The sequence below is a fragment of the Ligilactobacillus sp. RTP31139st1_D10_RTP31139_211217 genome (assembly GCF_040226755.1).
Taxonomy (GTDB): domain Bacteria; phylum Bacillota; class Bacilli; order Lactobacillales; family Lactobacillaceae; genus Ligilactobacillus; species Ligilactobacillus animalis.
The window spans coordinates 69,181-87,656 of record NZ_JBCOAR010000003.1 but is presented as its reverse complement, the minus strand read 5'-3'; the positions used below and the strand labels follow the sequence as shown (position 1 = coordinate 87,656).

General features: G+C 41.6%; 16 protein-coding genes, 1 pseudogene and 1 other annotated feature. Of the genes and pseudogenes, 15 read left to right on the top strand and 2 right to left on the bottom strand.

Translation table 11 applies throughout. The features are described 5' to 3' along the window. Positions 1–43 precede the first annotated feature (43 nt). The 7 genes from ABT996_RS02715 (at position 44) to mnmG (ending at position 7,727) form a co-directional block, all read left to right on the top strand. Positions 44–604, top strand: coding sequence for a histidine phosphatase family protein (locus ABT996_RS02715; protein WP_035447056.1), 561 nt, complete (start codon positions 44–46; stop codon positions 602–604). Positions 605–623: 19 nt separating this feature from the next. Beyond that, complete coding sequence (locus ABT996_RS02710) at positions 624–2,108, top strand: family 1 glycosylhydrolase (protein ID WP_035447058.1); 1,485 nt, start codon at positions 624–626, stop codon at positions 2,106–2,108. Positions 2,109–2,167: 59 nt separating this feature from the next. Further along, positions 2,168–2,590, top strand: coding sequence for a helix-turn-helix domain-containing protein (locus ABT996_RS02705; protein WP_010690019.1), 423 nt, complete (start codon positions 2,168–2,170; stop codon positions 2,588–2,590). 196 nt (positions 2,591–2,786) lie between these two features. Then, positions 2,787–3,800 (top strand): adenosine deaminase, encoded by a 1,014-nt coding sequence (add, locus tag ABT996_RS02700; RefSeq protein ID WP_035447061.1) that lies wholly within the window; start codon positions 2,787–2,789, stop codon positions 3,798–3,800. 14 nt (positions 3,801–3,814) lie between these two features. Continuing rightward, positions 3,815–4,168, top strand: coding sequence for a bacteriocin immunity protein (locus tag ABT996_RS02695; protein WP_035447063.1), 354 nt, complete (start codon positions 3,815–3,817; stop codon positions 4,166–4,168). Between the two features lie 243 nt (positions 4,169–4,411). Then, positions 4,412–5,803: a tRNA uridine-5-carboxymethylaminomethyl(34) synthesis GTPase MnmE gene (gene mnmE / locus ABT996_RS02690; RefSeq protein ID WP_035447065.1), complete on the top strand. Its 1,392-nt coding sequence runs from the start codon at positions 4,412–4,414 to the stop codon at positions 5,801–5,803. Positions 5,804–5,813: 10 nt separating this feature from the next. Beyond that, on the top strand, positions 5,814–7,727 hold the full coding sequence (gene mnmG / locus ABT996_RS02685; RefSeq protein WP_035447068.1) for a tRNA uridine-5-carboxymethylaminomethyl(34) synthesis enzyme MnmG: 1,914 nt from the start codon (positions 5,814–5,816) through the stop codon (positions 7,725–7,727). 58 nt (positions 7,728–7,785) lie between these two features. On the opposite strand, the pseudogene ABT996_RS02680 reads toward mnmG, so the two are convergent. After that, positions 7,786–8,292, bottom strand: a pseudogene (locus ABT996_RS02680) (Rgg family transcriptional regulator); the annotation flags it as partial. A gap of 401 nt (positions 8,293–8,693) precedes the next feature. Between ABT996_RS02680 and ABT996_RS02675 the strand changes: the two are divergent. The 3 genes from ABT996_RS02675 to ABT996_RS02665 all read left to right on the top strand — a co-directional run bounded on the left by ABT996_RS02675 (position 8,694) and on the right by ABT996_RS02665 (position 10,750). Next, complete coding sequence (locus ABT996_RS02675) at positions 8,694–9,155, top strand: DUF441 domain-containing protein (RefSeq protein ID WP_010690008.1); 462 nt, start codon at positions 8,694–8,696, stop codon at positions 9,153–9,155. A gap of 156 nt (positions 9,156–9,311) precedes the next feature. Beyond that, positions 9,312–9,896, top strand: a complete 585-nt coding sequence (locus ABT996_RS02670) for a type IV toxin-antitoxin system AbiEi family antitoxin domain-containing protein (RefSeq protein WP_035447073.1) — start codon at positions 9,312–9,314, stop codon at positions 9,894–9,896. Further along, positions 9,893–10,750, top strand: a complete 858-nt coding sequence (locus ABT996_RS02665; RefSeq protein WP_005917908.1) for a nucleotidyl transferase AbiEii/AbiGii toxin family protein — start codon at positions 9,893–9,895, stop codon at positions 10,748–10,750. Before ABT996_RS02670 ends, ABT996_RS02665 begins: the two co-directional genes overlap by 4 nt. 107 nt (positions 10,751–10,857) lie before the next feature. On the opposite strand, the gene brnQ is transcribed toward ABT996_RS02665, so the two are convergent. Further along, positions 10,858–12,231 carry a branched-chain amino acid transport system II carrier protein gene (brnQ, locus tag ABT996_RS02660; protein ID WP_103050383.1) on the bottom strand — a complete coding sequence of 458 codons (1,374 nt, stop codon included), beginning with the start codon at positions 12,229–12,231 and terminating at the stop codon, positions 10,858–10,860. Between the two features lie 75 nt (positions 12,232–12,306). Continuing rightward, positions 12,307–12,565 (bottom strand) — a binding site (T-box leader). A 329-nt stretch (positions 12,566–12,894) separates the two neighbouring features. Here brnQ and ABT996_RS02655 point away from each other — a divergent pair. The 5 genes from ABT996_RS02655 to ABT996_RS02635 are packed head-to-tail and all read left to right on the top strand — an operon-like array spanning position 12,895 to position 18,464. Continuing rightward, on the top strand, positions 12,895–13,902 hold the full coding sequence (locus tag ABT996_RS02655; protein WP_035447078.1) for an ABC transporter ATP-binding protein: 1,008 nt from the start codon (positions 12,895–12,897) through the stop codon (positions 13,900–13,902). Continuing rightward, complete coding sequence (locus ABT996_RS02650) at positions 13,895–14,833, top strand: ATP-binding cassette domain-containing protein (protein WP_035447081.1); 939 nt, start codon at positions 13,895–13,897, stop codon at positions 14,831–14,833. The genes ABT996_RS02655 and ABT996_RS02650 overlap by 8 nt, the downstream gene beginning before the upstream one ends. A gap of 22 nt (positions 14,834–14,855) precedes the next feature. After that, the gene (opp4B, locus tag ABT996_RS02645; RefSeq protein WP_005919065.1) at positions 14,856–15,815 is read left to right on the top strand and encodes an oligopeptide ABC transporter permease; all 960 of its coding nucleotides are present in this window, start codon (positions 14,856–14,858) and stop codon (positions 15,813–15,815) included. A 13-nt stretch (positions 15,816–15,828) separates the two neighbouring features. Then, on the top strand, positions 15,829–16,698 hold the full coding sequence (locus ABT996_RS02640) for an ABC transporter permease (RefSeq protein ID WP_005919062.1): 870 nt from the start codon (positions 15,829–15,831) through the stop codon (positions 16,696–16,698). 17 nt (positions 16,699–16,715) lie between these two features. Next, positions 16,716–18,464: an ABC transporter substrate-binding protein gene (locus ABT996_RS02635; RefSeq protein WP_035447083.1), complete on the top strand. Its 1,749-nt coding sequence runs from the start codon at positions 16,716–16,718 to the stop codon at positions 18,462–18,464. The last annotated feature ends 12 nt before the right edge of the window (positions 18,465–18,476 follow it).

The following is an 18,476-nucleotide window of genomic DNA, read 5'->3' as shown; positions in this document are numbered from 1 at the left end:
AGTAAAGTCATATTTTTAAAAGAGTATACTTTATGGAGGGCTTATGAAACAAACATTATATTTAATGCGACACGGTGAAACATTATTCAACCAATTGGGTAAGATCGAAGGTTGGAGTGATTCACCACTTACTGAAAACGGTATCAAGCAGGCCAAGCGAGCAAGCGAATATTTTAAAGAAGTCGATCTTTCGGCGACTTATTGTTCAGCTTCTGAGTGCTGTTGTGATACTTTGCGTCAAGTTACGTCATTACCATATATGCGTCTAAAGGGATTGAAGGAACAAAACTTCGGTCTGCTTGAAGGTGAGCATAATTACCTACAACACTTGCGCCCGTATGGTGATCTTTTTGTTAAGTACGGTGGCGAAAGTGATTTTGAAGTTCAAGATCGGATCGTTACGACCTGTACTGAATTGATGCACCGTTCCAGCGGTCACACCGTTTTGGCAGTCACACATGCTAATGCGTGTTTACAATTTATCAAACGCTGGGATGACCAGCTCGAGCTCTCCAATATCCCAAATGGGGCGATCTTTAAATATGGCTTCGATAAAGAAAATGATACGTTTGAACTGTTAGAACAGGTAGAGTTGACGGTTTAGACAAGAAAGGGTGAGCTGATTGGCTTTTAAGAAAGATTTTTTGTGGGGTGGCGCAACGGCTGCCAACCAATATGAAGGTGGCTTTGCTGAAGATGGTAAAGGTCTAAATGCGGTCGATGTTTTAACGAACGGCTCAGCAACTGAACCACGTAAAGTTACGTGGAAAAGATCTGACGGCACGACGGGAGCAACTCCACTTGAATGGGGGAGCGATTTTGAACTGCCAGTAGGTGCAAAACCAGCGTTAGTCGACGGGTATTACTATCCAAGTCATACAGCGACAGATTTTTATCATCACTATGAAGAAGACCTTAAATTGATGGCAGAGATGGGATTTAAGTGTTATCGGCTCTCACTCAATTGGTCACGGATCTTTCCAAATGGCGATGAAGAAACGCCAAATGAAGCTGGGCTAGTCTTTTATGATAAGATCTTTGACCTATGCAAACAGTATGGGATGGAACCGCTGGTAACTCTTTCGCACTACGAGACGCCTCTTGGTCTGATCAATGACTATGGTGGCTGGAAAAATCGCAAGTTGATCAAGTTCTTTGAAAATTATGTGCGAACTGTCTTCACACACTATAAAGGCAAAGTGAAGTATTGGTTGACCTTTAATGAGATCAATGCCGTTGATCTAGCCCCATATATGGGAGCAGGCTTGTTGGATTCGAGTTTGCAAAGCCGGGCGCAAGCTGCGCATGATCAATTTGTCGCTAGTGCTTTGGCAGTCAAGCTAGCCCATGAGATCGATGAAAATATGCAGGTCGGCATGATGTTAGCTTATCAGCCGGTATATCCGTATACTTGTGATCCCGCCGATCAGATCAAAGTTATGGAATACAACCAAAAGATGCTTTTCTATGCTGATGTTCAAGCCGGTGGCCGCTATCCTGACTATAAATTAAAAGAATATGAACGTGAAGGTATCAAGCTTGATATTGCGCCAGAAGATCATGCTTTGCTCAAAGACTATCCGGTCGATTTTGTGAGCTTTTCTTGTTATGGTTCAAATGTCTTGACGACGCATGAACAAGAAGCTGTTGATAGTGGAAATTTAGGGATCAATGGGATCAAAAATCCTTACTTAGAGACCAATGCTTGGGGCTGGGCCACTGATCCTGATTGTTTGCGACTAGCTTTGAACGTTTTGTGGGATCGATACCACAAACCACTTTGGGTCGTGGAAAATGGCCTTGGTTGGAGTGATGAGCTCACAAGTGATGGTAAAGTTCACGATGATTATCGGATCAAATATTTAAATGCAAACATCCAGTCGATGAAAGATGCGGTCGAGCTAGATGGCGTCGATCTTATGGGCTACACGATGTGGGGCTGTATCGACCTTGTGTCCAATGGGACGGGTGAGATGAAGAAGCGCTATGGCTTTGTCTATGTCGATCGTGATGATTTTGGTAATGGTAGCTTGAAGCGGATCCCCAAAGATTCATTTTACTGGTATCAAAAAGTTATTGCTTCAAATGGTGAAGATCTGACGATTTAAGCAATTTTCCGGGTTATTTTTGCTATAATTAAGTGAAAATAGGGAAATGAAGTGATGCAGTGGGCAAACGAGCAAACGAGTTGATGGTAGGTACTTTACCGGATGTAGCTGGCTTTATCCGCGAAATGGCTGCCAGTAAACAGGCGATCTTAGCCAAAGCAGCGCAAAAAAAGCGCCAGTTACAAGCTTTTACCACCGAGGAACAGGGCGATCAACATACTAATTTCAATGCTAAAATGATCGAATTGACCCCTGAACAAAAACAAGCCTACCGAGTTCGTAATCTACAAGTAGATTATCAATTTGCAGTCCGAAAATTACGGCAAGAAATGGGGCTAGATCAGCCACATTTTGCATATAAAGCAGGCTTTAGCTGGGAACGGCTAAAAACGATCGAAGCCGGTGAAGCTTTGCCGACAACAGATGAATTATTGCGGTTAGCTGAGATCAGTGGGCGTTCAGTCCACCTTCGCTTTGATTAGAGTGTGATCCAAAGCGGTCAGCGCCGTACGGATAAGACAGCCTTCACCAGAATGGGCATTTTTGGTGAAAGCTGTCTTATTTGTTATGCGTTGCTTTAGTGAATGAATTTTCATTCGGAATTTAGTTGACTTTTGTCTTGTTGATGGTATTATATTAGATAAAATTTTACCAAAAACGAACGATGGAGGCTGTATTATGACTGAAGTGACCCGTGATTTTACGCATAACTTACCCAAAGCTGAATTGCATGTGCATATCGAAGGGACCTTAGAACCCGAACTAAAACTCAAATTAGCTCAGAAAAATAACATTGATATCGGTCAAAAGACGATCGCTGAAGTAGAGGAGAATTTAAAGTATGATGATCTTGCGTCATTTTTAGCGGTCTACTATCCAGCAATGGAAGTTTTAGTGCACGAAGAGGATTTCTATGAATTGGCAATGGCCTACCTCAAAAAAGCGGCTAAAAATAATGTGCGACATGCTGAAATCTTCTTTGATCCCCAAGCGCATACTAGTCGTGGCGTCAAATTTGAAACAGTCATCAATGGTTTATATCGCGCAACTGTAGATGCACGGGCGTTAAACATTGATGCGCGTTTGATCATGTGTTTCTTGCGCGATCTGTCCCGGGAATCGGCGCGTAAGATTTTACTTGAGGCCTTACCTTACAAGGATAAATTTATTGGGGTCGGCCTCGATTCAGATGAACACAATAACCCACCGATGAAGTTTTTCAATCAGTTCTGTACCGCTCAAGAGCATGGCTTACACGTTACAGCCCACGCCGATGTCGATCAAGTCAACTCATTAGAGCATATTCGTGAATTGTTAGAGGTTATCGGCGTTGAACGGATCGATCACGGAACTAATATTGTTGAGGATCCAGATCTAGTTGAATTTGCCGCTAAACAAGGGGTTGGTTTTACTTCATGTCCACTCTCAAATGACTTTATCGCGTCTGATATGAAGGGCAAAGAAGTGCTCGAATTGTTAGCAAAAGGCGTTAAAGTTTCGATCCATTCTGATGATCCGGCCTATTTTGGAGGCTATATTGGTGATAACTACTACGCACTAGCTCAAAAGTATGACTTAACTAAAGAACAGATCGTGGCCTTAGCTAAGAATTCCTTTGCCGCTTCCTGGATCAGCGAACAACAAAAAGCTTTTTATCTAGCAGAATTAGATGAATATTTAGCAAATAACTAGACAAGGTGAGTAAAATGGGCCAAAAAGTTGATGTGGGGCATGTAAAAGAAGTGATCCATGAATTGTATAATAGCTTAGCTGAACGTCCAGAACAAAGTGCGCGGTTATTGGATATTATAGATGTGTTGGCACAAGTCTATAAGAAGATCGATCAAGAAGAATATCCAGAATATTTGGTGGATCGGCTTGTTAAATACATTTATGCAGTTGGTTTTAACAACAAAATTCGCTTTTTAGGGCAGGACGGGAAACTTCTAGTCGAGCTAAGTGATGTTGCCAAAAAAGCGGGGCTAAATAGTCGCTATCGGGCTGATTATAGCGATAAATCCCAATTCTATGGCTTTTTTGAAGAATTTCCGCGGCGCTGATCCGTGTATATAGTCGTGCATCTCAAAGCAGTGCCTAGCGGATGACCCGCTTGGGGGAGCACTGTGTTTTCTGATTGACAAATCAAAAGTTTAACATTATATTATAGATAATCATTCTTATCTTAATTGATAAAGTAGTCAAAGTGCTTTATCCACATGAGAAGCTTGTCTTGGGGACAAGTTTATTTTGTGTGGAGTAGGCGCTTTTTTTATGCTTAAAGATAAATTTTACGGAGGGAAATAATGGCAAATACAGTGACTGAATTTGATACGATCGCGGCGATCGCTACCCCACCTGGAGAAGGGGCGATCTCGATCGTGCGTTTGAGTGGCGATGATGCAGTGACGATCGCTAACCAAGTATTTAAAGGCAAGGATCTGACTAAAGTTTCTAGTCATACGATCAATTATGGTCATTTTATCGATCCTAAAACCCGGGAAATAATCGATGAAGTAATGGTCTCTGTTTTGCGAGCACCTAAGACGTTTACGTGTGAAGATACGATCGAGATCAACTGCCACGGTGGGATCGTGCCCACCAATAAGATCTTACAAGTCTTATTGACCAATGGTGCGCGGTTAGCTGAACCGGGTGAATTTACTAAGCGTGCTTTCTTACATGGGCGGATCGACTTGGCGCAAGCTGAATCAGTGATGGATCTGATCCGCGCTAAGACCGACCGCTCGATGAAAGCTGCGTTGAACCAGCTTGATGGAAATCTTTCGCAATTGATCAAGAATTTACGGCAAGAGATCTTGGATGTACTGGCTCAAGTCGAAGTCAATATTGACTATCCTGAATATGATGATGTGGAAGAGATGACTTCTAAGCTGTTGCGTAAAAAAGCGATCGATGTTCGTGCAAAGATCGAACAACTTTTAGTTACCGCGCGCCAAGGCAAGATCTTGCGTGAAGGGTTAGCGACTGCTTTGGTTGGCCGGCCTAATGTTGGGAAATCCAGCTTATTGAATCATTTGTTACATGAAGATAAGGCGATCGTGACGGATATTGCTGGGACGACGCGAGATGTGATCGAAGAATACGTCAATGTTCGCGGTGTACCATTAAAATTGGTCGATACAGCCGGGATCCGCGAAACCGATGATATGGTCGAAAAAATCGGGGTCGAGCGTTCACGACAAGCGATCGACCGCTCTGATCTGGTGATGTTATTGTTAAATGCCAGTGAGCCTTTGACTACTGAAGATATCGAGTTATTGCAACTGACGCAAGCTAAAAAACGGATCATTGTCTTGAATAAGACGGATCTCGAACCAAAACTCGATCTCAATGAATTATATCAATACGTTGATAAAGCTGAAGTTCTCAAGACCTCAGTGCTAAAAAATGAAGGGATCAGCGAATTAGAAGAGCATATCGCTGCGCTTTTCTATGGCGGGATCGAAAATTCACAGGCGACAGTTTTAGTGACCAATGCACGCCATATTGCTTTGTTAGAACAAGCTAAGGCCGCTTTGGAATCAGTTTTAACTGGTTTGGATCAAGAATTGCCAGTTGATCTAGTTCAGATCGATATGACCCGTGCTTGGGAACTATTGGGTGAGATCACAGGTGATAGTTACCAAGATGAGTTATTAGATCAGTTATTCAGTCAATTCTGTTTAGGAAAATAAGGGAGTATTTATGCAATTTGGAGAAAAATACAAGGCAAAAGATTATGATGTGATCGTAGTAGGTGCTGGCCATGCGGGTTGTGAGGCAGCTTTAGCTTCAGCACGGATGGGTAATGAGACCCTTTTGATCACGATCAACTTAGAAATGGTGGCATTTATGCCATGTAATCCTTCGATCGGTGGTCCAGCTAAGGGGATCGTTGTGCGTGAAGTCGATGCACTCGGCGGTGAAATGGGTAAAAATATTGACAAAACTTACGTGCAGATGCGGATGCTAAACACCGGTAAAGGCCCAGCTGTTCGAGCTTTACGGGCTCAAGCAGATAAGAGTCGCTATTCGATCGAAATGAAGCATACGTTGGAAAATCAACCACATTTGACTTTACGCCAAGGGATCGTCGATGATCTGATCGTTGAAGATGGTGAAGTCAAGGGGGTTGTGACTAACACGGGAGCTTGTTATGGTGCGAAGGCAGTTGTCTTAACAACTGGGACTTCAGCTCGCGGTAAGATCATCATTGGTGAATTGATGTATTCTTCCGGCCCTAACAATACGCAAGCTGCGATCGAATTATCTAAAAATCTAGAACGTTTAGGCTTTGAACTCAAGCGTTTCAAGACTGGTACACCACCACGAGTAGATGGTAGTACGATCGATTATGCTAAGACAGAGGAACAACCGGGTGATGTAGAGCCTCATCTATTCAGTTATGAAAGTGACGATGCCAACTATTTAGATGTAAAACAACAGCTATCTTGTTGGTTGACTTATACACAAGAGATGACACACAAGATCATTCGTGATAATCTCGACCGGGCACCGATGTTTTCTGGTGTGATCGAAGGGGTCGGCCCTCGCTATTGTCCTTCGATCGAAGACAAGATCGTCCGTTTTTCTGATAAACCGCGCCATCAGTTATTTATCGAACCAGAAGGCCGTGATACCGATGAATACTATATCCAAGGGCTGTCAACTTCTTTACCAGAAGATGTACAACAACAAATGGTCCATTCGATCCCAGGCTTAGAGCAAGCTGAGATGATGCGCCCTGGTTATGCGATCGAATACGATATCGTTTCACCATATCAGTTACGTCCGACCCTTGAGACCAAGTTGATCAAAGGGCTATACACTGCTGGACAAACTAACGGGACTTCAGGTTACGAAGAAGCGGCTGGCCAAGGGTTGATCGCCGGTATCAATGCGGGTCGTCATGCTTTAGGCAAAGAAGGGATCGTCTTGAAGCGTAGTGATGCTTATATTGGGGTCATGATCGATGACTTAGTAACTAAGGGGACAAATGAACCATACCGTTTGTTGACGAGTCGAGCAGAATATCGCTTGATCTTGCGTCATGATAATGCCGATCTACGTTTAACAGAACTTGGTCACGAGATTGGCTTGATATCAGATGAACGTTTGGCAGCTTTTGAAGCTAAGAAAGCTGAGATCGCTGCTGAAAAAGAACGGTTATCCAAGATCCGCATCAAGCCATCACCAGAAGTAGATGCATATTTAGAAGCTCATGGCGATCGTCCTTTGAAAGATGGGGTCTTAGCAAGTGATTTCTTGCGTCGTCCGTACGTGACCTATGCCGATCTGATGCAATTTATTCCAGCTGCACCAGAAGCCCTTGATCGGCGAGTGATCGAGCAGATCGAGATCCAATACAAATATGAAGGCTACATCAAGAAAGCCTATGAGAAAGTTGAAAAATTAAAGCGGATGGAAGCTAAGAAGATTCCAGAAAATATTGATTATATGGCGATCGAAGGCTTAGCTACTGAAGCTAAACAAAAATTAGTCAAGATCCAGCCTGAGACCTTGGCGCAAGCAAGTCGGATCAGTGGTGTCAATCCTGCTGACTTGTCGATCTTAGCGGTGTATATCGAACAAGGCAAGATCGCTAAAGTGAAAGATTAAGCGAAAAGACGGATAACTCCGGGAGAATGTTCCTGCTGAGTTATTCGTCTTTTTTGGTTTAAATTTCTAATGAGCGGATGCGCTCGATCTCCTTTGTGACGTCTTGGGCCCCACTGGGATCGCCCATCTGTTGGAGAATATCACGATATTTTTCAGCGGTAGAAAAATCTTGTTCACAAAGTGCTAAGAAGGCATAGGCAGTATTCAAAGAGTCGAATTGAAATAGTTCTTTATACAGAGGGCTCCCCTTTTCTATCCAGAGCTTTGCTTGGGGAAAGTCATTATTTGTGATGAGTAAAAGACTACAATTTTCGATAAGAGCGAACTTTAAGTGCAGTAAGTGAGGATAGTTAGTATTGATCGCTTGGAGTGCCATTTGAGCAATTGAGGCAGCAGTGTCTAAACCAAAGAAATAGAGAATATTGTTGAGCAAAAATAAGTCAAATTTTGTCCAAGTATCGATTTTTTTCAGACTTTGCCAAACCATACTGGCTTGTTCTTTAGCTGCAGAATAGTGACCGCGTTCAAATTCATAGATAGCGGCTAGAATCGTCTTAATATGGTAAACGTCTAAATCTTTATGTTAGGTATTGCTGATCGGAAATTTGGAGGTTAAGTTCATATTTATACTGAGGCAAGAGTTGTTTATCAGAATTTGATGACAGCTAGTTTGGCAGAAAAAAATAGAATTTCTCCTAAAAGTGAACGGTTATTGAAGCAAATTGACGATTTTTCAAGATCTAGAAGCATATGGTCAAAAATCAATGATCTTATGACGGCAAAAACTTGGCTTGGAAAATAAATATATGGAAATTTTTATAGAAGGTATAGTTAACATAGTATTCGTAAAGTATTTTTCTAAACCGGAATACTAGGTGAGTTCAATAAAAATTATGATATCCCTGCTTTTTATGGCTAAATTTGTTATGATTTAGGTATTGTAAAAAGAGAAGGGGTATTTTATTTATGGAAACATGGTTATTTTTGCTGCTGATCCTGGCAGTTTCTTTTTTTGGTAAGAACAATTCTTTGATCATTGCAACACTTGTAGTTATGGCGATCAAATTGATCCCGGCGTTATCTGAAAAGTGGTTCCCAGTGATCCAAGCAAGGGGGATCAATTGGGGGGTCACGATCATTTCAGTTGCGATCTTGATCCCGATCGCGACTGGTCAGATCACATTTCGCGATCTGCTAGATGCTTTTAAGATGCCGGCTGGCTGGATCGCAGTCGGGTGTGGTATCTTAGTTGCGATCTTATCCCGGTATGGCGTTGATCAGTTGGCGGCTACTCCACAAGTTACTGTTGCCTTAGTCTTTGGGACTATCTTAGGTGTAGTTTTCTTGCGTGGGGTCGCAGCTGGACCTGTGATCGCCAGTGGGATGACTTTTGTGATCATCAGTTTATTAGGTCTTAGTTTTAAATAATGTAAAAAACTCCTGCAATAAAAAATAATTGCAGGAGTTTTTGCGTATCTATATAGTGAAGGCACTTAAAGCAAGAGGTGAGTTTTTATTAAATTGATACTCTACAACTTTTATGCTAAAATCTTCCCTAAAACTTAGCACGAAAGTTGTGTAATCATGAATAATAAAGAAAAAATTTTAAACATAGCAAATAGTAATGGTGGAGTAGTCTTAACAAAACAAGTCACTGCAGCCAAAATTCCGCGGTCAACTTTGACTGACCTAGTAAATGTGGGGATCCTTTTTCCTGTCCAAAGAGGAATTTATGTTACAGAAAATGGATATATAGATGATTTTTACTTATTACAGGCAAGATATCCAAAAGGGGTATATTCTCACGAAACAGCACTGTACCTACAAAATTTTTCAGATAGAGCACCTGTCGTTCCCACAATGACATTTAAGTACGGGACATCTACAACACGTATGAAAGGTGAAGTAAAGCCGGTCATTGTCTCAAAAGATTTAGATTTAGGAAAAATAGAGATCATGCATAATGGCTCAAAGATAACTGCTTATAATATTGAGCGAACGTTGGTAGATCTACTGAAGACCAGATATAATACGGATTTTGAACAATTTATACCTGCTCTTAAAAAATATGCTACATCAAAAAATAAGGATATAAATAAGCTTTTCAGATATGCACAGTATTTTGGAGTGGATATTGAGTTACAAAAATATATTGGGGGACTATTATGATTTTCAAAAATGCAATGAGTTTTAAAGCGAAGATAAAGCAGATAGCAAAAGAGAAAGATCTCACTACACAGCAAGTTCAGCAAAATTATCTTATTGAAGTTTTCTTGGAAAAATTGTCTAAGTCAAAATACAAAAATAATCTTATATTGAAGGGTGGCTACATAATTGGGTCGATCGTTGGCATAGGTCAGCGTTCAACACTCGATTTAGATACTACAATTAAGGGATTTGATTTGACACCAAAGAAACTGACTAGAATTGTAGAAAATGTTATTTCGATTCCCACAGAAGAGTCTTTTAGACTTTCTTTTAAAAGTGTTAGAGAAATTAGGGAAGAAGATAGTTACCCTGGGTATAAAGTAAAAATGTATGCAGATTTTGAAAAAATCCATGAAGTTGTATTAGTTGATGTTACTACTGGTGATGCTATTACACCAAGAGAAATAAAATTTAGTGTAAAAAGATTATTTTCGAACGGTAAGCTGTCAGTACTATCTTATTCTACAGAGAATATTGTGGCTGAAAAAATAGAAACTATACTCTCTCGAGGAGTCGCCACGACTAGACCGCGTGATTTTTATGATGTATATATACTTTTTAAATTACGAAAAGATGAAATCAGTATATCTAGTCTGTCGAGTGCTTTGAACAATACAATGAGAAAAAGGGAATCTACCTTTGATGTGGCTGATTATTCACATATCCTTAAGCATATTAGATATTCTGCGGTACAACAAAGTTTTTGGAAAAATTATCAGAGTAAGTATAGCTATGCAAGAGAGCTAACGTTCGAAGATGTCGCTGGTGCTGTATACAAATGTATAGAAAAAATTCTTGAATATCGAAATCAATAGAAACTAAAGAAAAAGTACATATGGGTCTAAAAAAACTCCTGCAATAAAAAATAATTGCAGGAGTTTTTGCGTATCTATATAGTGGAGGCACTTAAAGCAAGGTGGAATTATTCTTCAGATAATTCAGGTAAGCTACCGCGGCGAACGAAGTGGAGAACAAGTCCCACGACAAGGCCGACGAGTGCTGGGACCGCCCATGACATTCCGATGCTTGCGAGCGGTAGGTATGAACGCATATCAGCCACGACTAGCCCAACTTGGCTTTGGCTGACTACTTTTGGAAAAGCAACGATCATATCAAAGAAGGCTGGAACAACGGTACAAACAACGACTGTAAGATAAACGACCCCTTCTCGTTTGAAAAGTGGTGAGAAAACTGAGAGTAAGATCAAAACCATTGAGAGTGGGTAGAGGAACATCAACATTGGGGTTGACCAAGCGATGATCGTTTCGAGCCCAAAGTTAGCTGTTAAGAATGAAGATAAGCAACTTAAGAATAACCAAACATGGTAGCTGACCTTTGGAAAATGATTATGAAAATCTTGCGCAAAAGCAGCAACTAAGCCAACTGCAGTCGTTAAACAGGTCACTGTCAAAAGTGCGGCTAAAACAGCTTGACCCACTGGACCAGCGTAAGCATTGACGATTTGAGTAAAGGCTGTGCCCCCTTCAGGCGATAACTTGAATTGTCCTAGAGACATTGCACCTAATAAGATCAAGAGCAAGTAGATCAAAGCAACTGCCCCCATGGAGAAGAAACCTGATTTAGCCGTAACGAGTGAAACGCTCTTGGGATCTTTTTGCCCCATCTGTTGGATAGCTGTGACCACTGTGACCCCAAAGGCTAAACCGGCTAAAGCATCCATCGTGTTGTAACCTTCCAAAAAGCCGTTTGTTAAAGCATTTGAGAAGTTAGAGTATGCTTCTGTAACAGGTGCACTTGTAGTCGAACCTAATGGATTTGCAAAAGCTACCACAAAAACTAAGGTCAAAAGTGCTAGGAACAAAGGATTCAAAACCTTACCGACATTAGACAAGATGTTGTTTTCACGGTAAGAAAATACAAAAGCAGCGCCGAAAAATAAAGCAGAAAATAAGAGCAAGCCCCAGCTGTTATCAGCCCCTAAAAATGGTTTCAAACCAACTGCATAAGCAACAGTTGCCGTCCGTGGTGTTCCAAAGAGTGGTCCGATCGTAGCGTGGATCAAGACCATAAATGTCAATGCAAAGCCAGTCCCAAGCGGTAAACCAACATCATAGACACCTTTAGCCCGAGTGATCGCGATGGCCAAAACTGATAATAGTGGTAATAAGACCCCAGTAACTAAAAATCCAAGGGCTGCTGGTCCCCAGTTATGTCCGGCTAATTGACCTAAATGTAAGGGGAAGATCAAGTTCCCAGCCCCAAAGAACAGGCCAAATAGTAATGAGCTGACGACAGCATAATCTTTAAATGTCATCTTTTTTTCTGTGTTATTCATAATCCATACTCTCCTTTTTTAGTTGCACAAAATATCAGAACTAAAAGAAAAAGCGTCCTTAGACTAATTGCTTAGTCCAAGGACGCCTGTAGAGCGTGGTACCACCTTGCTTCATGAACGCCTCGCTACGTTCACCTTTCACATACGGCCCGTGCCTAGAATAAAGGGCGATATGCTAACACTGTAATGGGTGTACCCAGAGTATCTACTAGAAGTTCGTTCGATACAACGCTCGAAAGTGATTTTTCATCGTAAGGCTGACCTGCTCTCTTTCACCGACCAGAGCTCGCTTTTAGGCGCACATACGATTACTTGTCTTTCTCATTGCGTTCGCTGATATTTATTGTTGAACTAAATTTACAACCTTTTTTTGGTAATGTCAACACTTTTTTTGAAGAAAATAAGTTAGCACCAAAAATGAGTTTATAGAAATAACATTTTCAAATAATTTTTTTCTAATGTTCGTTGCTAGTGCTAGATAATAAAGGGATAAGTAAATGTTTTTAGTTTTGATTTGATAATTTTATTTCATATTGCAATTATGACCCTACAAATAGCGGTTTTAAAAAGTGAAAACTTTTAGTAAATTAGTTGTTGACAAAAGTAAAAATTATAAATAGAATTGGTAAAAATTCACTCACGCTAAATTAGGGGGGCGAGATATTGTTACTGGAAATCAAAAATGTCAGTACCGCATTCAAAGTTGAGGGCCAATTTTACAACGCACTTGATGATGTTTGCTTAGAAGTAAATGAAAATGAAGTTCTAGCGATCGTTGGTGAATCTGGCTGTGGTAAGAGTACTTTAGCCACGAGTATTATGGGTCTACACAATGAGAAGCAAGCCAAAGTGACTGGAAGTATCAAATATCGTGGGACCGAATTGGTCGGCACGAGGCGCCAACAACTAGAACAGATCCGTGGCAAACAGATCGGAATGATCTTTCAAGATCCGCTCTCTGCACTTAATCCGTTGATGCGTGTGGAAGATCAGATCAAAGAAAGCTTGGACCTCCATACTAAGATGACAGATGAGCAAAAACATGCTCGTGTGCTTGAATTACTACAGCAAGTAGGTCTAGAACATCCCGAGCTAGTGGCACGGCAATATCCACATGAGTTATCAGGTGGGATGCGCCAACGTGTCGTTATTGCGATCGCGATCGCCTGCAAGCCCGATCTGATCATTGCTGATGAACCGACCACAGCCTTAGATGTTACGATCCAAGCTCAGATCTTGGATTTATTGCTAGCGATCCAAGCTGAAAATCATGCGGGCATCATTTTGATCACCCATGATCTAGGGGTCGTGGCAGAGATGGCCGACCGAGTTGCTGTGATGTATGCGGGGCAGGTCGTTGAGTTAGGGTCGGCTAAGCAAATTTTTACCGATCCCAAACATCCATATACACGATCACTCTTACGCTCAATGCCACAAGCGGACAGCGATCAAGAAGAATTATACGTGATCGAGGGGATGGTGCCATCTTTGAAGAATATGGAACATAGCGGTTGTCGTTTTGCTAAACGTGTCCCATGGCTAGATACCTGGGAACATGAAAGTGAACCGCAAATGCACCAAGTTGCGGTCGGCCATTACGTCAGATGTATTTGTTGGCGGGATTTCAAATTTCCCGATGAAACTAAAGTAGGGGGCGCTGATAATGGGTGATGAATTGCTAAAAGTAGAGAATTTGCGGGTCCATTATCCCGTACGATCAGGTTTTTTCAATCATGTAACAGATTATGTCCATGCGGTCGATGGGGTCTCATTTACGATCCAAAAGGGGCAAAGTTACGGTGTGATCGGTGAATCAGGCTCGGGGAAATCAACGATCGGGCAAGCACTTGTTGGCTTGGTCGAAGCGACTTCGGGGACGATCACTTACCGTGGAAAAGATGTGACTGACAAGCGGGTCAGAAAGAAACTAAAGTACAACAAAGACGTACAGATGATCTTTCAAGATTCACTTTCCAGTCTAAATCCAAAGAAAAAGGTCATCGATATCATCGGTGAGCCACTCAGAAATTTTGAAAAATTGTCACGTAAAGATTTAAAACAGCTGGTACTTGAATTACTACAAACTGTGGGCTTGGATGGGGAATCACTGTATAAGTATCCCCATCAATTTTCTGGGGGACAACGGCAACGGATCGGAGTTGCGCGAGCCGTGGCGACTAAACCCAAATTGATCATTGCTGATGAACCAGTCTCGGCTTTGGATCTGTCGGTACAGGCTCAAGTCTTGAATTACATGAAGGCGATCCAAAAAAAGTATGGTGTAGCCTTTCTGTTTATTTCACATGATCTAGGGGTCGTCCATCACATGTGTGACAATTTGGCGATCATGCATCGAGGACGCTTTGTTGAAATTGGGACACGTGAGGATATTTATCAAGATCCACTGCATATTTATACAAAACGTCTTTTGGCTGCTATTCCGCAGACAGATGTAGAAAATCGGGAAAGTCATCGCAAAAAGCGTCAAGCACTCGAAGCCGAATATAATGCTCAAAAAGAGGATTATTATGATAAAAATGGTCGGGTCTATCCGTTAGAAGAGGTAACGCGGACACATTCTGTTGCTTTGAGAAAAGAATGAGCACTGAAAGGGGAATCGATATATGTGGAAAATTATTTTGAGACGTGTTTTGCTGATGATCCCAGAATTAGTCTTGCTGAGTATCGTGATTTTTTTGATCGCAAAATTAATGCCTGGAGATCCATTTACGGGGATGATCACACCGCAGACTTCACCCGCCCAGATCGAAGCTTTGCGTGTTAAAGCTGGGGTCTATGATCCGTGGTATCTGCAATACTGGCACTGGATCGTTCGGATGGTCCATGGGGATCTAGGGATGAGTTATCAGTTTAAGACACCCGTTGGAAGTCTGATCTTATCGCGGATGGGCAATACGATCTGGTTACATTTATTGACTTTGATCTTGAGTTATTCATTAGCTATTCCATTGGGGTTGATCGCAGGGCGGTATGAGAATTCGAGATTGGATAAGGGGATCATGATCTACACCTTTGTTGCATATGCGATCCCGTCCTTTGTCTTTTACCTGTTAGGGGTTTGGTTATTTGGGTATAAATTACGCTGGTTTCCGACTTCTGGTTCCGTCTCAGTCGATGTTACCGGGACGCTAGGTTATATTTTGAGTCGTTTGGATCATATGATCTTACCGGCTTGCTTGATGGCCGTTCTTAGTGTGACCGCGGTCGTGCAATATTTGCGGAGTGAGGTGATCGACAATAAGAATCAAGATTATGTCAAGACAGCTCGGGCCAAAGGTGTACCAGAAAAGACGATCTTCACCCATCATATCTTTAGAAATTCATTATTGCCGATCGCTGCTTTCTTAGGATATTCGATCACAGGTCTGCTGGGAGGCTCGATCTTTATCGAACAGATCTTTAACTATCCAGGCATGGGGCTATTATTTATGAACTCGATCTTAAACCGCGATTATTCAGTGATCACCGCCTTAGTCCTGTTATATGGCACGATGACTTTGATCGGCTCGTTATTGTCAGATATCATTTTGAGTTTGGTCGATCCACGGGTCCGGATCGAATAATGGGGGAAGGATTATGAAAAAGAATACGTCTAATTTCTCAATGATCGTGCGCGAATTTAAACAGGACAAGGGAGCAACATTTTTCTTGTTTTTACTGTTAGCACTGATTTTGTTTATTTATATTTATGCAGCTTTTTTGAATACTAAGCAAGTAATGCATGTGGACATCATAAACAGCTACGGCCACCCCAGAAAAGGTGGGCATTTGTTGGGGACCGACCAAGGTGGACGTGATGTTTTGAAGTATTTAGTGTTGGGGGCACGTAATTCATTAGATATTGGTTTAGCGGTCACATTGATCGTTGAAGTGATCGGGATCGTTTTTGGCTTGGTCGCAGGTTATTACGGTGGGCTCGTCGATAATATCATGATGCGCTTTTTGGATTTTATGATGCTGTTACCGATGCTGATGTTAGTTATCGTGATCGTGTCGATCATTCCAAATTATAGTATGTTGGACTTTATTTTAGTCGTTTCGGCTTTTTTATGGGTCGGTACGGCAAGGTTGATCCGCTCTAAGACGCTAGCTGAAGCGCATAAAGAATATGTTTATGCGGCTGTGACTTCAGGGAGTAGTGCTTGGAAGATCATGTTGACCGATATTTTGCCAAATATCAGTTCACTTATCATTGTTGATCTGATCTTGAGCTTGACATCAAATATCGGGATCGAAGTTGGTTTAAGTTTCTTAGGGTTTGGTTTGCCGGAATCAGTGCCAAGTTTAGGTTTGATGATCGGATTAGCTCAAGATCCGGATGTCATGATCGGGGCGCCTTGGGTCTGGATGCCGGCATCGTTGTTGATATTGTTGTTGTGTGTGGGCATTAGTTATGTTGGAAATGTTATTCGACGTGCGTTTGATGCACGCCAGCGCTTAGGATAAGCGAGGAGGAATTTAAAATGGGGAGAAGACATTTATTCACGCAAACAGTAGCTTTATTAACAGTTTTAGCTGGAACACTAGCTGTTCCGACCAGTACTGTCTTAGCCAAAGATGTCACGTTGAAACAAACACATGTTAATCATAAAAAGGAACTAAAAGGTGGCACGCTAAAAGTCGGCTATCCTTCAAATACGAACTTTAAAGGCATCTTTATCCAAGAATTGGGGACCGATTCTGAAACAAATAGGTTGGCAGAATTAGGCCAATCGGGATTGTTCAGAAAAGATAAAAATGGTAAGTATGTCAAAGGCGGGTTAGACGATGTTTCATTTGACCGCGGTAGTAAAACAGCTTTGATCACGATCGGACCGAAAACTCGCTGGTCTGATGGCAAGCCAGTGACAGCCCGAGATATGGCATTTGTCTATGAGATCATCGCTAATAAAGATAGTACATCTGAATACTACAGTGACGCTCTTGAGACGATCATGGGGATGAAGGAATATCACGAAGGTAAAGCTGATAAGATCTCGGGTCTGCAGATCAAAGATAGCAAGCACCTTTTGATCCACTATAAGAAGATGACACCAGCGATGGAGTATGTTGATTCAGGTTATCTGTACAATGATGCTCAACCCTATCACTACTTAAAAGATGTGCCGATGTCTAAGATGGCACAAAGTGATAAGGTACGCAAACACCCATTGTTCTTTGGACCATATACGATCAAAAAAGTCGTTCAAGGTGAAGCGATCGAGTGGGTCCCAAATAAATATTACGGTGGTAAGAAGCCTAAGTTAGACAAAGTGGTCGAAGAAGTTGTACCAGTAGCACAGATCGCAGAAGCTATGCGTTCGCATAAGTATGATGTCATCTTGCATGAATCACGGGCTACTTATGCTAAGACGAGCAAGGTCGATCAATATGTGACACTAGGGACGATGGCATATGGCTTGCAATACATGGGCTTTCGTGTCGGGGATAAGGGTGCGAATGGTACAAGTGTGTTAGACAAAAAGCTAGTTACGAATAACCGCTCTTTACGTCTTGCTTTGGCTTATGCGATGAATACGCAACAGATCGTCAAAGAATATGGTGCTGGTCTGCAAAAATGGGCCAATTCAATGGTCTCGCCAGCTTATGGTGCATATCATGACAATAAGATCAAGCCGTATTATCAAAATTTGAAGAAAGCTGATCAATTGCTTGATCGAGCTGGTTTCAAACGAGGAAAAGATGGTTATCGGACTCAGCCAAATGGTAAAGAATTGACATTACATTTGTTAGATCAAGCAAGTGGACGTGGAAATGATGAGATCCGAGCTAATTATATGCAACTTTGGAAAAAGATCGGGGTCAGAGTTGAGTTAGTAAATGATCGTCCTTTGGAATTTAATACATATGAAGATCTGCTTCATAGTAATTCACATAAGTTTGATATTTGGTTTGGTAACTGGTCATTGGGTCAAGAGCCATCAACTGCAGCGACTGCAGCTTACAGTCCAAAGTCTTCGTTCAACCACGGGCATTTTGTAACTAAAGAAAACACAAAACTATTGAAGTCGTTGAATTCAGAAAAAGCATTTAACCCTAAATATCGGATCGAGCAGATGCACAAGTGGCAAGAATATATGCGCAAAGAAGCCTATGTCGTTCCACTTTCATATAGCTATGATCTGACAGCAGTAGGTAAAAATGTCAAAGGAATGACGGTCGATGATAGTACGCAATTGACAGTGTGGGACAATGTTTGTTTAACAAAATAAAGGGGAGTATAA

Excerpts from the sequence above, each read along its gene's own strand:
- add (WP_035447061.1), top strand. The coding sequence starts at position 2,787 with ATGACTGAAGTGACCCGTGATTTTACGCATAACTTACCCAAAGCTGAA.
- ABT996_RS02695 (WP_035447063.1), top strand. The coding sequence starts at position 3,815 with ATGGGCCAAAAAGTTGATGTGGGGCATGTAAAAGAAGTGATCCATGAA.
- ABT996_RS02650 (WP_035447081.1), top strand. The coding sequence starts at position 13,895 with ATGGGTGATGAATTGCTAAAAGTAGAGAATTTGCGGGTCCATTATCCC.
- ABT996_RS02665 (WP_005917908.1), top strand. The coding sequence starts at position 9,893 with ATGATTTTCAAAAATGCAATGAGTTTTAAAGCGAAGATAAAGCAGATA.
- ABT996_RS02670 (WP_035447073.1), top strand. The coding sequence starts at position 9,312 with ATGAATAATAAAGAAAAAATTTTAAACATAGCAAATAGTAATGGTGGA.
- brnQ (WP_103050383.1), bottom strand. The coding sequence starts at position 12,231 with ATGAATAACACAGAAAAAAAGATGACATTTAAAGATTATGCTGTCGTC.
- mnmE (WP_035447065.1), top strand. The coding sequence starts at position 4,412 with ATGGCAAATACAGTGACTGAATTTGATACGATCGCGGCGATCGCTACC.
- ABT996_RS02640 (WP_005919062.1), top strand. The coding sequence starts at position 15,829 with ATGAAAAAGAATACGTCTAATTTCTCAATGATCGTGCGCGAATTTAAA.
- ABT996_RS02635 (WP_035447083.1), top strand. The coding sequence starts at position 16,716 with ATGGGGAGAAGACATTTATTCACGCAAACAGTAGCTTTATTAACAGTT.
- ABT996_RS02675 (WP_010690008.1), top strand. The coding sequence starts at position 8,694 with ATGGAAACATGGTTATTTTTGCTGCTGATCCTGGCAGTTTCTTTTTTT.
- ABT996_RS02715 (WP_035447056.1), top strand. The coding sequence starts at position 44 with ATGAAACAAACATTATATTTAATGCGACACGGTGAAACATTATTCAAC.
- mnmG (WP_035447068.1), top strand. The coding sequence starts at position 5,814 with ATGCAATTTGGAGAAAAATACAAGGCAAAAGATTATGATGTGATCGTA.
- opp4B (WP_005919065.1), top strand. The coding sequence starts at position 14,856 with ATGTGGAAAATTATTTTGAGACGTGTTTTGCTGATGATCCCAGAATTA.